Annotated in this window: 14 protein-coding genes; all 14 read right to left on the bottom strand. The window is 38.7% G+C overall.

Features of this window, described 5'->3' with window-relative positions; all coding sequences use genetic code 11:
• Nucleotides 1-264 precede the first annotated feature (264 nt).
• Nucleotides 265-2,139, bottom strand: coding sequence for an ammonia-forming cytochrome c nitrite reductase subunit c552 (locus PTQ34_RS03615; protein WP_273932161.1), 1,875 nt, complete (start codon nucleotides 2,137-2,139; stop codon nucleotides 265-267).
• A 28-nt stretch (nucleotides 2,140-2,167) separates the two neighbouring features.
• Nucleotides 2,168-2,677 carry a cytochrome c nitrite reductase small subunit gene (gene nrfH, locus PTQ34_RS03610; RefSeq protein WP_273932159.1) on the bottom strand — a complete coding sequence of 170 codons (510 nt, stop codon included), beginning with the start codon at nucleotides 2,675-2,677 and terminating at the stop codon, nucleotides 2,168-2,170.
• A gap of 318 nt (nucleotides 2,678-2,995) precedes the next feature.
• Nucleotides 2,996-3,514, bottom strand: a complete 519-nt coding sequence (ppa, locus tag PTQ34_RS03605; protein WP_273929846.1) for an inorganic diphosphatase — start codon at nucleotides 3,512-3,514, stop codon at nucleotides 2,996-2,998.
• A 9-nt stretch (nucleotides 3,515-3,523) separates the two neighbouring features.
• Nucleotides 3,524-4,093, bottom strand: coding sequence for an adenylate kinase (locus PTQ34_RS03600; protein ID WP_273932158.1), 570 nt, complete (start codon nucleotides 4,091-4,093; stop codon nucleotides 3,524-3,526).
• A gap of 230 nt (nucleotides 4,094-4,323) precedes the next feature.
• A complete protein-coding gene (gene aspS / locus PTQ34_RS03595; RefSeq protein ID WP_273932157.1) occupies nucleotides 4,324-6,129 on the bottom strand; it encodes an aspartate--tRNA ligase in 1,806 nt (601 codons plus the stop codon).
• Between the two features lie 66 nt (nucleotides 6,130-6,195).
• Nucleotides 6,196-6,993, bottom strand: coding sequence for a shikimate dehydrogenase (locus PTQ34_RS03590; RefSeq protein ID WP_273932156.1), 798 nt, complete (start codon nucleotides 6,991-6,993; stop codon nucleotides 6,196-6,198).
• Between the two features lie 143 nt (nucleotides 6,994-7,136).
• Entirely contained in the window at nucleotides 7,137-7,925 is a 789-nt protein-coding gene (locus PTQ34_RS03585) for an SPOR domain-containing protein (RefSeq protein ID WP_273932155.1), read from the bottom strand.
• A gap of 11 nt (nucleotides 7,926-7,936) precedes the next feature.
• Nucleotides 7,937-8,479, bottom strand: a complete 543-nt coding sequence (locus PTQ34_RS03580; protein WP_273932154.1) for a DUF1882 domain-containing protein — start codon at nucleotides 8,477-8,479, stop codon at nucleotides 7,937-7,939.
• Nucleotides 8,479-9,723, bottom strand: coding sequence for a serine hydroxymethyltransferase (locus PTQ34_RS03575; RefSeq protein WP_273932153.1), 1,245 nt, complete (start codon nucleotides 9,721-9,723; stop codon nucleotides 8,479-8,481). Before PTQ34_RS03575 ends, PTQ34_RS03580 begins: the two co-directional genes overlap by 1 nt.
• 16 nt (nucleotides 9,724-9,739) lie before the next feature.
• Entirely contained in the window at nucleotides 9,740-11,224 is a 1,485-nt protein-coding gene (gene lysS / locus PTQ34_RS03570; RefSeq protein WP_273932323.1) for a lysine--tRNA ligase, read from the bottom strand.
• Entirely contained in the window at nucleotides 11,224-11,691 is a 468-nt protein-coding gene (locus PTQ34_RS03565; RefSeq protein WP_273932152.1) for a Fur family transcriptional regulator, read from the bottom strand. Before PTQ34_RS03565 ends, lysS begins: the two co-directional genes overlap by 1 nt.
• A 1-nt stretch (nucleotide 11,692) precedes the next feature.
• The gene (locus PTQ34_RS03560; protein ID WP_273932151.1) at nucleotides 11,693-12,349 is read right to left on the bottom strand and encodes a CvpA family protein; all 657 of its coding nucleotides are present in this window, start codon (nucleotides 12,347-12,349) and stop codon (nucleotides 11,693-11,695) included.
• A gap of 2 nt (nucleotides 12,350-12,351) precedes the next feature.
• The gene (locus tag PTQ34_RS03555; protein WP_273932149.1) at nucleotides 12,352-13,446 is read right to left on the bottom strand and encodes a type IV pilus twitching motility protein PilT; all 1,095 of its coding nucleotides are present in this window, start codon (nucleotides 13,444-13,446) and stop codon (nucleotides 12,352-12,354) included.
• Nucleotides 13,447-13,459: 13 nt separating this feature from the next.
• Nucleotides 13,460-13,747 carry an Asp-tRNA(Asn)/Glu-tRNA(Gln) amidotransferase subunit GatC gene (gatC, locus tag PTQ34_RS03550; RefSeq protein ID WP_273929857.1) on the bottom strand — a complete coding sequence of 96 codons (288 nt, stop codon included), beginning with the start codon at nucleotides 13,745-13,747 and terminating at the stop codon, nucleotides 13,460-13,462.
• Nucleotides 13,748-13,758 lie beyond the last annotated feature (11 nt).

Below are 13,758 nucleotides of genomic sequence, written 5' to 3'. Positions count from 1 at the left end.
GAATTCAAAATAATCTAGAATTCCCTAGATATTCTAGAATTCCCTTTTTAAACTTCATCTAGAATTCCCAGATAATCTAAAATTCATTAAACATCTACTAGTCTAGAATTCCCTAGACAATCTAGAATTCCCTAGACTTTACGCTTGGTAAAAATTGAAAATATATAAAGCAAGTATTTAAGAAATAAAAAAGCCCTTAGAGTCAGAAAACCTAACTCTAAGGGCAAGGGCTAGCAAGCACTAGCCCTCTTTGATCAAAGCATCTTAGTAACTAGAAAGCTTTGGATCAATTTTCTTGAAATTATAAGGCTTGTTGTTTTTATCAAGCTCTAGTTTGTCAGCTGCTGGAGCATCATTTATATTGCTGTGCTCGTAGAAGCGATCGCCTGCTTTGTGGCCTGGTTTGCCAGCTTGGTGAGAATCTTCAAGGTCTACTTTGTAAGTGATCTCGCCTGGATTAAATTTTTGGATGTCATCAAAGCCTAAGTTGCTGATTTTAAAGTCTTTAAAGCCGTATTTTACAGCAACCTCCATTAGCTTAGTTTGACCCATTCTAGCCATCTCAAGAGCTTGTAAAAGCATTCTGCTAGCTTCTCTTGGAGCGTGGAAACCAGTTGAGTTTTCAGCACCTACGAAGTCACCTCTCATTTGACCTTTACGGTGAAGCTCTAGGATTTCTTTTAGCTCAGCTGAGATTTTAGCATCATCTGCTTTGCCATTAGTTTGGAACTCAGGCAGTGCGCCTAGTCTTTCACGCATATTTTTGATATCCATGATTAGGCTTACTGTTGCATACTCAACACTTCTTAGATCAAAGGCGATAGATTTTTGGATATCGCTAACTTGTTTTTTCAAGTAGTCTTCGCTTTGAGTGTGGCAACTTTTACAAGCAGCGTTTATATCTTTAAGCGGAGATGTGATGTTGTGTTGAGTAACTTTTGTTGAACCTTTGCGAACAAAAGGCATGTGACAATCAGCACAAGTTACGCCGTTTGCTGCGTGAACGCCAGCACTATAAAGCTCAGTTTCAGGGTGTTGAACCTTGATCATAGGAGCTTTTGTGATTTTGTGTTGCCAGTCTTGCGGGAAGATATCTCTTGTAGCTGGCTCATCATAGTACTCATCAAACATTTCAATTCTAAATGGAGCATTTTTAGGCCATTGTTTCCAAGGGAATACTAGTTTAATACCATTCACTTCAGCTTCAGTAGCTTTGTTGCCATCTCTCCAGCTATCAAACTCATCATAGTCTTTTTGAGTGCCGTTCCACCATTTTTTAGTTGGGTCACTTGCGATAGTCTCAGCAACTACTTTTGTTTTTGTGCCAGTTGGGCGGAAGTAGTACTCTACGTGGCATTGTGAACAAACTAGAGTTCTCATCTCAGAGCGAGTAGCTTTTAGACCTGTGGTAGCGTCTTTTTGGTAGCCTCTCCAGTTGCTCATAGCCTCGATAAATGCTGTGCGAGTTACACGAAGTTCCATAGTGTTTGGAACATGGCAGTCGCCGCAAGCTGGTCCCATTCTTTTACCGCCGTGAGGGCCGCTGTGCTCAGCTGAGTTTTCTTTGATATCGCCTAGTGCTGGAACTTGTTTGATCATAGTCCAATATTTAGCAGAGTTAAATGATATCCATTTTTCCTCAGGAGTTGTTCCTAGTGCTGCGTTGTTTTCTAGCCATTTTGTCCAGCCAGAGTGGCAGTTCATACAGGCTGCTGGTTGGCCGCCAAATTTTGCAAAGCCGTGAGCGTTTAGGAAATCTTTGTTATTTCTTGCTGTATCCATTTGGTCAACTTGAATCCAAAAGTGTCCACGCTCTTCGTTAGCATCTATGCTAAATGGATAGCCAGCCCAAAGAATAGTAAGTTGTGGATAGCGGATAAGCTTAGAATAAGAGTGGTTTCCACCAAACTCAGTCTCAAACGGAGCCTCAGTTTCTACTGCTTGATACATATCAGCATGCTCTGGGAAGTTTTTTGACCACACATCAATTCTTGGATCATCGTCACTCATCATGACAATATCTTTTGATACAGCACCAGCCATATCAGGTTGTGCTTTTTTGTTTGAAATATCACTATTCAACCAAGAAAAGCCTACCACTGCTGCTATTACTACTATAGCAAATAAGACCTTTTTCATTGTCTTTCCTTTCTTTAGATTTTATTTGTTAAAAGCCACGAGTGTGCCCTACACCAGCGTGACATTTGGCACATTGAAGTGAATCAGAAAAATGCGGATCATCAGGTTTTGTTGTCGCATTTACTACTACGCCTACTAGCTGCGCATGACAGCGAATACAGTTTGCTTGAACTGCCGCTTTTGTCACAGTATTAGCATCAAAGTGCTGTGGTAAATCATCTAGCTTAAAAGTGAAAGAATACGCATGAGAAACACCACTTTTAGCTTTAGAAACCCATTTGCTAACAAACCCATCGTGTGGCAAGTGACAGTCGTTACAGGTCGCACGAGGTTTTCCGGCTACTATTTGAGCGTGAGAGCTCTTTCGCCAACTTGCATAAACATCATTCATAACATGGCAGTTGTTACAAGCAGCACTATCGTCGCTTAGGTATGATAAAGCATTTGCGTTGTGAGCGGTATAGCCTGCAAGCGCAAGCACGATAATTACAAGAACTACAAACCATGAAAGTCCAGATTTTTTAGCATTGTTTTGCAAACCCAGCCTCCTTTCCTCGTAAAGATAGAAAATTGAAGTGGCATTATAATACTTTTTAAATACTTTGTCAAGGTTTTTAAATAAACTTTTAATAGTATATTTTTTATCTTTTTTGCCTAAAAAATAATACTTTGTTTGCTATTTTGCTGGGTATTGCTGTTAAATATTTATTTTAAAAAAATAAGAAGTATTTTCAAAAAAAATAGTAAATATAAAAATATTTATAAATAAAAATTTATTTAATAGAAAATCTAGAATTCCTAAGGAATTCTAGATTTTTTTAAAATTTTTACTTAGGAATTCTAGAATTCCTAGAAATTATTTGTAATTTTTAATAGCTTTATCTAATATTTCTTGTGCTTTTTTAGCGTTTTCAAAGCCTTTTACTTTTACCCATTTGCCAGGTTCAAGTAGTTTGTAAGTCTCAAAGAAGTTTTTAATTCTATCTTGAGTTGCTCTTGGTAAGTCGCTAAAATCATTTATATTTTCATATCTTGGATCGATTTTTGTAACAGGCACAGCTAGAAGTTTCTCATCCATTCCAGCCTCGTCTTCCATCACAAGCACGCCTATTAGACGGCATGGGATAACTGAGCCAGCTTGAAGTGGGTATTCATTTAGCACCAAAATATCAGCTGGGTCGCCATCATCAGCTAGTGTGCCAGGCACAAAGCCGTAGTTTGCTGGGTAAAAAACAGCTGAGTAAAGCACACGGTCAACCACTACAGCGCCACTATCTTTGTCTATTTCGTATTTTACATTTGAGCCATAAGGTATTTCTATTACAGCATTTAGCTTATCTGGGTTTGAGCCGGTTTTGATTTTTGAGATATCCATTTTTTCTCCTTATTTTAGATCATTTATTAGCTTGGTCATATTTGCTACGATTTCTTCTATGCTTGCTTCGCCACTGATAGTGTATAGCAAGTCATTGCGAGTGTAAAAGTCTTTTATACTAGCAAGTGGTTCAGTATATACTTTCATGCGGTTATAAAAAACCTCTTCATTATCATCAGCTCCTCTTGCGCGGCCTAGCACTCGGTCTTTTGCGGTTTGTTCGCTTACTTCTACTTCTATGACGCCTTTTAGCTCGATCTCTCTTTCATCACGCAAAACATCATCTAGTGTAGTCATCTGCTCTACACTTCTTGGATAGCCATCAATGATGATATAGTCTTTTGGGCTTGATTTTATCGCATTTACTATGGTACCTACTACGATATCAAGTGGCACTAGATTTCCACGGCTGATAAAACCATCAATTGTCTTGCCACGCTCAGAGCCACTAGCTACTTCAGCGCGAAGCAAATCTCCTGTGCTAAAATGCGCAAAACTAGCATCGTTTTTAGCAATAATGCTAGCATCTGTGGTTTTTCCACTACCTGGCGCACCGATGATTAAAAATAATTTTTTCATTTTTATCCTTTTGTTAGAGTTCTAAGTTTTATAGGAATTCTAGAATTCCTTAGATATTTAGTTTTAGAGAATTCTAGAATTCCTGGGCTTTTTCTAGCGATTTTTAGAGTGGGCGTAGTGTGCATATTTTTTGTGCGGTGCGGTGCAGGGATAGAACAGATAGTTCATCCCAAACCGTGCTAGCCCAAAAACACGCACAATAGGTGTGCTATAACAAATCGCAGTTATTATTATTTGCTTTGCTCTCTTAGTTTTATGCCCAGCTCTCTCATCTGCTCTCCACTCACCTCGCTAGGTGCTTTTGTCATCAAACAAGTTGCCTTTTGGGTTTTAGGGAAGGCGATTACATCTCGTATGCTAGGGCTTTTGGTTACAAGCATCATAAGACGATCTAAGCCTATAGCAAATCCACCATGTGGTGGCGCACCAAAGCTAAGCGCATCTAGCAAAAAGCCAAATTTTTCTCTTTGTTCGTCTGGTTCTATTTTTAGCAATTTAAAGACTTTTTGTTGAATATCGTCTTTGTGAATTCTAATAGAACCACCGCCAAGCTCCACGCCATTTAGCACCACATCATAAGCAATGCTAGTGATGTCTTCTAAATCGCTTTCATCAGGGTTGTTTGGCATAGTAAAAGGATGGTGCATAGCTGAGTATGAGCCATCATCATTTTGCTCAAACATAGGGAAATCCACTACCCAAAGGAACTTTAACTCATCAGGATTGATGATACCAAGCTCATCAGCTAAAAATAGTCTAAATCTACCCATATAATCAAGCACGATTTTTTTAGCTCCCACGCCAAAGAACACTACATCGCCGATTTTTAGCTCTGTGCGAGAAACTAGCTCTTTTAGATCGCTTTCATCAAAAAACCTAACTAGAGGACCTTTTAGGCTAAGTCCGTCAAAATTCACGCAATTATCTTGACCGGCTGTGTCTTTTGGATCTTTTATTTGGATAAAGGCTAGACCTTTTGCGCCAAATTTTCGCACAAACTCTTCAAAGCGTTGCATTTGTCTTTTGCTAAAAATATTATCGCCGCCCTTTACTACAATAGCTTTTGCTCTGTTATGTTTTTTGCCTTTTTCATCTTTAAATGGATCAGCAAAAATGCTGTTATTTGAGCGAGCAAAAATATCAGCTACATCTATTAAAGGCATATCAAAGCGCAAATCAGGCTTATCAGAACCATAGCTCTCCATCGCCTCATTATACTTCATACGCATAAAAGGCATTTTTATATCCTTGCCACAAGCGGCAAATACATCTTTTAATAGCTCTTCGCCCACAGCAATTACATCATCTTGATTGCAAAAGCTCATCTCCACATCAATCTGAGTAAACTCAGGCTGGCGATCAGCTCTTAAATCCTCATCTCTAAAGCACTTTGCGATTTGAAAATATTTATCAAAGCCAGCACACATCAAAAGCTGTTTAAAAAGCTGCGGGCTTTGAGGTAAAGCATAAAATGAGCCATTGTGAACACGGCTTGGCACTAGATAATCTCTTGCGCCCTCAGGCGTAGCACGGGTAAGAATAGGCGTCTCCACCTCAACAAAACCAAGGCGATCAAGTGTGTTTCTAGCAGCTATCATAGCCTTTGAGCGAAGTTTAAAGCGCTCAAAGGCACCTTTTTCTCTAAGGTCTAAAAAGCGGAATTTTAGCCTAGTTTCTTCACCTACATTTGCATCGCCTATTACAAAAGGAAGTGGTGCAGAAGCGTTTTCTATAACAAGATCGCTTGCTACTACTTCAATCTCTCCAGTTTTTAGCTTAGGGTTTATCATATCAGCACTTCTTGCGCGAAGCTTGCCCTTTACTTTTAGCACATACTCATCACGCACATGACTTGCTACTTCGTGAGCTTGCCTGCTGTCTTTTGGGTCGCAAACCACCTGAATAACACCACTTCTATCACGCAAATCTATAAAGATAACACCACCGTGATCACGGTAGCTATCAGCCCAGCCACAAAGCTCGATTTCTTTGCCGATATCGTTTTTGCTGAAATTTGTACAATAATCTGTTCGCATTTTTTATCCTTAAAAATCCATAAAAATCGCAATTATACACTTACAAAGCTTAAAAGTAAGAATTTTTTAAAGGCTTAAAGCTTTGCGCATAGCAATTTGTATTTTTTCTCTCTCATTTTTTTTACTACTAAAATGCTCAAATGCTAAAACTGCTTGATACAAAAGCATTTCTAGTCCATCTTTTACCCTTAGGTTTTTTGCTTTTGCTAGTTTTATAAACTCTGTATCTCTGCCATAAACCACATCAAAAGCGTATTTTGCACCAGAAAAAAGCTCATCTAAAAGCTTCTTATCACAAGGCAAACCAGCAAAAGTAAGTCCAGCAGGAGTAGTATTTACAATGAGTTCGTAGCTTTTGCTAGCTTTAAAATTCTGCGTGGTAAAATAAGCAAACTCGCCAAAAGCCCCCGCTCTACCCTCTGAGCGGTTTAGCACGCTTACTTCTGCCCCGCTAGCTTTTAGAGCGTGAGCTAGGGCTCTTGCTGTGCCTCCTGCGCCGATGATTAAAGCATTTTTTATATTTTCAAACTCAGCTATAGCCATCATAAAGCCTGGTGCGTCTGTATTAAAAGCGTGAATTTTGCCAGCATTTAGTACCAAAGTATTTGCGCTGCCGATTTTTTTTGCTAGTTCGTCTTGTTCGTCAGCGCATTCTAGGGCTATTTCTTTAAAAGGCACGGTGATATTTGCCCCACTTAGCCCAAGGGCAAAAAACTTTTGCCTTAGCTTACTAGCACTTGCGCTAGTATCAAGCAAATAGCGTGAGTAAACACTATTTATGCCAAGTGCTTCAAAGGCGTTATTATGAAGTCTAGGCGAAATGCTATGAGCGATGGGATTGCCGATGACTGCGTAGTAATTCATTTTAAATCTTTGTGAAATTATTATCTAGAATTCCTTATAAAAAACTAGAATTCCTAGAGCTTTTTGGCTTGGGAATTCTAGAATTCCTTATAAAAATCTAGAATTCCTAGGGCTTTTTAGCTTGGGAATTCTAGATTTAAAGCTTATTTTATTTTATAAATATAAGCTTTTTGGTCAATATCAGCTTTGATTTGACCTAGTTTTTGGTTTAGTTCTGCGCCACTAAATGGACCAATTAGCACTTTTATGACCTTTTTGCCATTTACTGTGGTTTCATAGGTTTTATACTCATATCCTGAGCTATTTAGCTTTTTGATTAGCGAGCTTTTAGGATCAAGCTTTGCTACACTTGCTACTTGCACATATGAACCTGCCATCACTGATGAGCTAGCAGTCTTAGCTTTAATCTCTGGCTTCGTTAGCTCTTTTTCTAACGCAGGTTTTTTTGGTTCTGGTTTGATAACAGTTGGCTCAGGTTTTTTAGGCTCTGGCTTTTTGATTTCGGGCTTTTGGGGCTCTGGCTTAGCAGCTGGCTTTTTAACCTCAGCTTTTGGTGCTGGTTCAGGTTTTGTCGTCTCTGGCTCTTTTGGGGCTATTAGCTCTGCTCTTGGCTCGTCTTTTAGCTCTAGTACTTGGTTGATAGTAGGTGCTGGCTCTGTTACGATAGGCATTTGCTCAAAGCTCTCAGGCATAGGCATAGGAGCTACCGGTTCATCTGGCAGTATCAAAGCACCTGCTGTATTTTGGCTTAGCACTGGTTCTTCTTCATCATTTGTGTTTAAAAACTTAACTACAATCACGATGATTAAAAACAAAATAATAAGCGAAATAATCGTAGTTATTATTTTTTTAACTTTGCCGTTTGGGTTTTCGTCATCATTTTCTAAGATTATATCTTGTAACTCTTGATTTTCTTGGTTTTTTTCTTCCATTTTAGCCCCTTTTACATAAATTTTGACCAGCTTGCGCCACGCTCTTTTTGGAAAAGGTCATAAGGCAAGTTTAGAATCTGGAATTCCCTAGGCATATCTACATTAGGAAACATTCGCCAGCTACAAGGCATTTTTTGGCTTAGTGTCATAGAAAGCTTGTTTGCTAGCTGATACGCCTCACTAAGTACGGTATGACCCTTGTGAACATAAAGGTGTAGATGTCCATTTGTCTTCGTCCTATACGCAGTAAAGTTCACAAAGCCCATTTCTCTAAGCATCAGCTGAGCTCTGTGCCAAAAACGATCTGGGTCATAGCCATTGTAGTCAAATACTATGTTTTCTACGATTTTTTCTTTGTCATTTATAAGGTCGTGAGCTATAACTCTTTTGCCCTCAAAGTGCTCTTTTTGAATAGACATAGTAAGCTGAGAGTCGATGCGCTCATAACGATCAAAGAAATTCTTGCCATTAAACTCCACTTTACGAAGTTTTCCAGTATTTTCATAAAAATGATCACCGATGATTTTAATCAGCGTAAGCTCTACACTTTGCATTAAAATACCGCCTTATTATAGATGATAAAATTTCTTGCTAGTGCTGTTAGCTCATCTTTGATTTTAGCTTGTTTGCTTTCATTGCCTATATCATCAAGCACATCAGCAATTCTAGTTGCGATTAACTCAAATTGCTCTTCTTTCATGCCACGAGCAGTTAGGGCTGCTGAGCCTACGCGAATTCCACTTGTGATAAATGGTGAGCGCTTCTCGCCTGGAACTGTGTTTTTATTTACAGTAATTCCAGCTCTGCCAAGCGCCATATCAGCATCTTTTCCGCTAAAATCGCGGTCTAAGAAGCTTACTAGCACAAGGTGGTTATCAGTACCGCCACTTACTAGATTATAGCCACGAGATACTAGAACTTCGCCAAGACGCTTAATATTTGCTTTTACCTGCTTAGCATATACTTTCCACTCAGGGCTTAGGTTGTGTTTAAAACCTACTGCTTTGCCAGCGATTACATGCATAAGCGGTCCGCCTTGAATTCCTGGGAAAATTGAGCTATTTATTTTTTTGGCAAACTCTTCTTCGTTTGTCATAATAATACCGCCTCTTGGGCCTCTTAGCGTTTTATGCGTTGTAGAGCTTACTACATGGCAGTGCGGGAATGGATGAGCATGCTCGCCAGCTACTACAAGTCCAGCGATGTGAGCCACATCAGCAAAAAGATATGCTCCCACGCTATCAGCAATTTCACGGAATTTCTTAAAATCAATCTCTCTTGGATACGCACTTGCGCCACAAACTATCATTTTTGGTTTTACAATATTTGCGATATCTGCCACGCGCTCGTAGTTTATGCGTCCATCAAGCTCCACGCCATAAAAAAAGCTCTCATAATTTTTACCCGAACTTGAGACTTTTGATCCGTGAGTTAGGTGTCCGCCGTGGCTTAGATCCATGCCTAGAATTTTATCGCCTGGATTTAAAAATGCGCCATATACACCTTGATTTGCTTGGCTGCCACTATTTGGCTGAACATTAGCAAAAGCACAACCAAAAAGCTCCTTACATCTATCAATAGCGATTTGCTCTATCTCATCTACAAACTCACAGCCACCATAATAGCGTTTGCCAGGATAGCCCTCAGCGTATTTGTTTGTTAGTACTGAGCCCATTACTTCCATTACTTCTGGATAAGTGAAGTTCTCACTAGCGATCATCTCTAAGTGATCGCATTGGCGAGCTAGTTCTTTGTTTAAAAGCTCGTAGATATCCTTATCAAAATCTTTTAGTTCCATTTTTACTCCTTTGAAATTAGTCTTTTTTTGGTCTCATTGCTGGAAACAAAATCACATCTCTAATGCTTTGTTTATTTAATAGCAGCATTACAAGGCGATCAACTCCTAGCCCCCAGCCAGCAGTCGGTGGCATAGCGTATCCTAGAGCTTGGCAGTAGTCCTCATCCATCTCGTGAGCTTCATCATCGCCTGCGTTTTTAGCATCAATTTGAGCTTTAAAGCGTTCGTATTGATCTAGTGGATCGTTTAGTTCGTTAAAGGCATTTGCTAGCTCTTTACCAGCGATAAATAGCTCAAAACGCTCAGCTATTTCAGGATTTTCATCACTTCTGCGAGATAGTGGGCTAATGCTAATTGGGAAATCAATGATAAAGGTAGGATTTATAAGCTTGCTTTCTACATAATTATCAAAAAGCTCAGCTTGTAAATGACCTAAATCAAGCTTAGAATTCGCTTCAAAGCCATCGGCTTTAAGTTTATCTAGAATTCTAGATTTATCATTTATTATTTCTTTTGGAATTCCGCCTATTTCGTGTAAGGCGTCTAGATATTTTATGCGTCTAAATTTTTTGCTAAAATCAATTTCCAGATCACCATAAGGTAAAATTTTTGGTAAATTTAAGCTATCAATTAAAAAACTAAATAGCTCTTCTGTTAGATCCATAACCTCAAAATAATCATGCCAGGCCCAATAAAACTCAATGCTAGTAAACTCAGGGTTGTGGGTTAAGTCCATGCCCTCGTTGCGAAAACATCTATTCATCTCAAAAATAGCGTTCATTCCACCTACGATTAGGCGTTTTAGATATAGCTCTGGAGCGATTTTTAGGTAGAAATCCACATCAAGCGTGTTGTGATGAGTGATAAATGGTCTTGCGTTTGCACCACCTGCAATTGGATGCATCATAGGGGTTTCAACCTCTAAAAAGCCACGCTCTTCAAAAAACTTGCGAATTCCTGATATTATTTTAGCTCTTTTTATAAAATCATCTCTAACATCACCATTCATTATCATATCAAGGTAGCGCTTACGGTAGCGAATCTCTGTATCACTTAGTCCGTGAAACTTCTCAGGCAGCGGGCTTAAAGCCTTGCTAGCTAGCACGATTTTGCTAGCGTGTATGCTAAACTCGCCAGTTTGAGTGATAAAAGCATAGCCTGTGATTTGCACTATATCGCCTACTTCAAGGTTCTTTTTAAACTTAGCGTATTCTTCTTCGCCAATTGAGCCAAGAGAGTAATAAACTTGTATATTTCCGCTATCATCTTCAATGTTAGCAAAAGTAGATTTTCCAGCCACTCGCTTTAGTTTTAAGCGACCTGATAGAGTTACAATCTCATCAGCTTTTTTCTCAGCCAAGTCTTTGATAAAAGCAAATTTCTCTCTAAACTGGGCTATACTCATACCACGCTTTAAAAACTGCGGATAAGGATTAACCCCAAGGCTTTTTAGCTCGTCTTTTTTAGCAATTCTTACTTGTTCTAATTCATTATCAAATATCATTTATTTCCCTTTTTACTACATTCAGCGCAAATTCCATATAACTGCATCAAATGCCCTGTGAGAGTAAAATCATGCTCTTTTGCGATATCAAGTTGCTTTTGTTCTATTAGAGCATTCTGGAATTCTGTAATTCCACCGCAGATTTTACAAATCATGTGATCATGGTGCGGTTTGTTAGCAAGTTCGTATTTTTTACCCTGAGCCCCAAAGCTAAGAGAGGTTACAATACCAGCATCCTCAAGTAAATTTAGAGTGCGATACACAGTTGCTATACCAAGATTTAGCTCTGGATAAATAGACTTTATATGTAAATACAAATTCTCAGGCGTAAAATGGTCATTGTTGTTATAAAGGCATTTTAGTAAGATCTCGCGCTGTTTGGTGTATTTTAGCCCATTTTGGCGCAAAATCTCTTTAAAAAGCTCTAAAAGGTTGTTGTATTCTATATTTACTATGTTTGACATATTAAAGCCCACTTGCGTTGTTTTCAGTAATGCCTAGGTTTAAAGGCTCTATGTTCAAAGTAGCATTTGCCTCATTTATACTAGCATTTAGTTCATCAGCAATAGCTTTTTGAACTTCTTGTTTTATATTTTGCGTGGCAGTTTCACTTATTTTTTTAGCCTCGCTCACAGCTGGGATATTTTGGTTCATTATAAACTCGCCAGCAGTTAGCAAAAATGGATATAAAAAGCTTTTTTTAGAATAAGGCTCTATTTTTTCGTTTATAATCGCAATGCGTGAGATGATAAAAACAAAAATCGCAAAAACCAAAAAAATCTTCGCAGAGCCTACAATGAAGCCAAGCAAGCGATCCAAAAAGCTAAAGCCACTCATTTTTAGTATTTTGTTAAATATCTGTCCAAGTCCCAAGCAAACGACCCAAAATACAATAAGAGTGATTAAAAAGCCGATATGAAACCAGAAATTCTCAGCAATAGCATAAATATTTTTACTTATTAACTCGCCTACTTCACTAGCATAGCGACTAGCTACGATAACACCACCGATAAGACCTATAATACCAAAAATCTCTTTAATAAAGCCATTTAAAAGACCTTTTATACCAAGCACCAAAACAAGTGCCACCACCACTAAATCAAACCAAGAAACAGCATCCATTATCATACCCCCATACCAAGCTGAGCTTTTAGTTCTTGTAAATTTACAGAATATTTTAGTGCTGATTCTTTGCTAATTAGCCCAGAACGGATAGCATTCATCATAGCCTGGGTTTGTGTTTGCATTTTTGTGTTTTGCTGATTAAGCTGCATTTGTGAGTAAATTTGATGTATTTTGTTCTCACGGATAAGATTTGATATAGCGTGATTTGAGATAAGAATCTCATGAATTGCCGTGCGACCTCCACCTATTTTTGGCAAGAGAGCTTGAGAAACTACTGCGTTTAGTGAGCTTGAGAGCATTACTCGCATTTGAGCTTGTTCACTCTCAGGATAAGCCTCTACTATGCGGTTTACTGTTTGCACAGCTGAGTTAGTGTGCAAGGTGCCAAATACCAAGTGTCCAGTTTCAGCTGCTGTTAAGGCAATGCTAATTGTTTCTTTATCTCTCATCTCACCGATTAGGATTACATCTGGGTCTTCACGCAGTGCTGAGCGAAGAGCGTTTGCAAAGCTCTTTGTATCATTTCCCACATTGCGATGAGAAAAAAGTGAGCGTTTGTGAGTGTGATAAAACTCAACTGGTTCTTCAATAGTGATAATATGCTTGCGCTCAGTTATATTTATCTCATTTAGCATAGCTGCTAGCGTGGTTGATTTACCAGAGCCTGTTGGGCCAGTTACTAGCACCAGACCTTTTTCACGGTGAACCAAATCTTTAAATATTTCAGGTGAGTTTAGATCATCAAGTGAAGGAATTTTTTCAGGTATCACACGAAAAGCAGCTGCTAGATCGCTGCTTTGGCTATTTATACTCATTGTGTAGTAGTAGTTCGCGCGAAAGCGGCCTACACCTTTGCGGTTAATGGCAAAATCTAGTTCTTTATTTTCTTCTAAAAAGCTTTTTTGTGTATCTGTGATAATGCTATAGCAAAGCCTTTCTATATCATTGCCAGTCAGCTTGTTACCATCAAGCTGACGCATAATGCCATCAATGCGGATTTGAGGCTCAGACCCAGCTACAAGGTGTAAATCGCTTGCTCTATTTTGCGATACATTATATAATAAATCATCAATATTTATCGTAGAAAAATCCATCTTTAATCCTTAATTATTCTATGATTTTTGGAACTTCAAAGTATGTTTCATATGTTTTTGGAGCGTGTTTTAAAATATCTTTTATAACCTCGCTTTTTACAGGTTCATCCTCTCTTAGGCGAGCACTTTGTTTTATCGTACTTACCTCAGCTTCAAGTCCAGCAAGATCAAGTTCATCAAGTATCTCTACAAAGCCTACAATTTTACCAAGTTCGGCTTTAAACTCCTCTTTTTTGCTCTCGGGAATTTTTAGCGCAGAAAGCCTTTCAAGCTTGTTTAGCATATCATCTGTGATTACCATTGATTTTCTCT

Origin of the sequence: Campylobacter magnus (assembly GCF_028649595.1) — a bacterium.
In the GTDB taxonomy this organism is placed as follows: domain Bacteria; phylum Campylobacterota; class Campylobacteria; order Campylobacterales; family Campylobacteraceae; genus Campylobacter; species Campylobacter magnus.
Note: the sequence above shows the minus strand (reverse complement) of the source record. Positions and strands in the feature narration are given on the sequence as shown.

Excerpts from the sequence above, each read along its gene's own strand:
- PTQ34_RS03615 (WP_273932161.1), bottom strand. The coding sequence starts at position 2,139 with ATGAAAAAGGTCTTATTTGCTATAGTAGTAATAGCAGCAGTGGTAGGC.
- ppa (WP_273929846.1), bottom strand. The coding sequence starts at position 3,514 with ATGGATATCTCAAAAATCAAAACCGGCTCAAACCCAGATAAGCTAAAT.
- PTQ34_RS03600 (WP_273932158.1), bottom strand. The coding sequence starts at position 4,093 with ATGAAAAAATTATTTTTAATCATCGGTGCGCCAGGTAGTGGAAAAACC.
- aspS (WP_273932157.1), bottom strand. The coding sequence starts at position 6,129 with ATGCGAACAGATTATTGTACAAATTTCAGCAAAAACGATATCGGCAAA.
- PTQ34_RS03590 (WP_273932156.1), bottom strand. The coding sequence starts at position 6,993 with ATGAATTACTACGCAGTCATCGGCAATCCCATCGCTCATAGCATTTCG.
- PTQ34_RS03585 (WP_273932155.1), bottom strand. The coding sequence starts at position 7,925 with ATGGAAGAAAAAAACCAAGAAAATCAAGAGTTACAAGATATAATCTTA.
- PTQ34_RS03580 (WP_273932154.1), bottom strand. The coding sequence starts at position 8,479 with ATGCAAAGTGTAGAGCTTACGCTGATTAAAATCATCGGTGATCATTTT.
- PTQ34_RS03575 (WP_273932153.1), bottom strand. The coding sequence starts at position 9,723 with ATGGAACTAAAAGATTTTGATAAGGATATCTACGAGCTTTTAAACAAA.
- PTQ34_RS03565 (WP_273932152.1), bottom strand. The coding sequence starts at position 11,691 with ATGTCAAACATAGTAAATATAGAATACAACAACCTTTTAGAGCTTTTT.
- PTQ34_RS03560 (WP_273932151.1), bottom strand. The coding sequence starts at position 12,349 with ATGGATGCTGTTTCTTGGTTTGATTTAGTGGTGGTGGCACTTGTTTTG.
- PTQ34_RS03555 (WP_273932149.1), bottom strand. The coding sequence starts at position 13,446 with ATGGATTTTTCTACGATAAATATTGATGATTTATTATATAATGTATCG.
- gatC (WP_273929857.1), bottom strand. The coding sequence starts at position 13,747 with ATGGTAATCACAGATGATATGCTAAACAAGCTTGAAAGGCTTTCTGCG.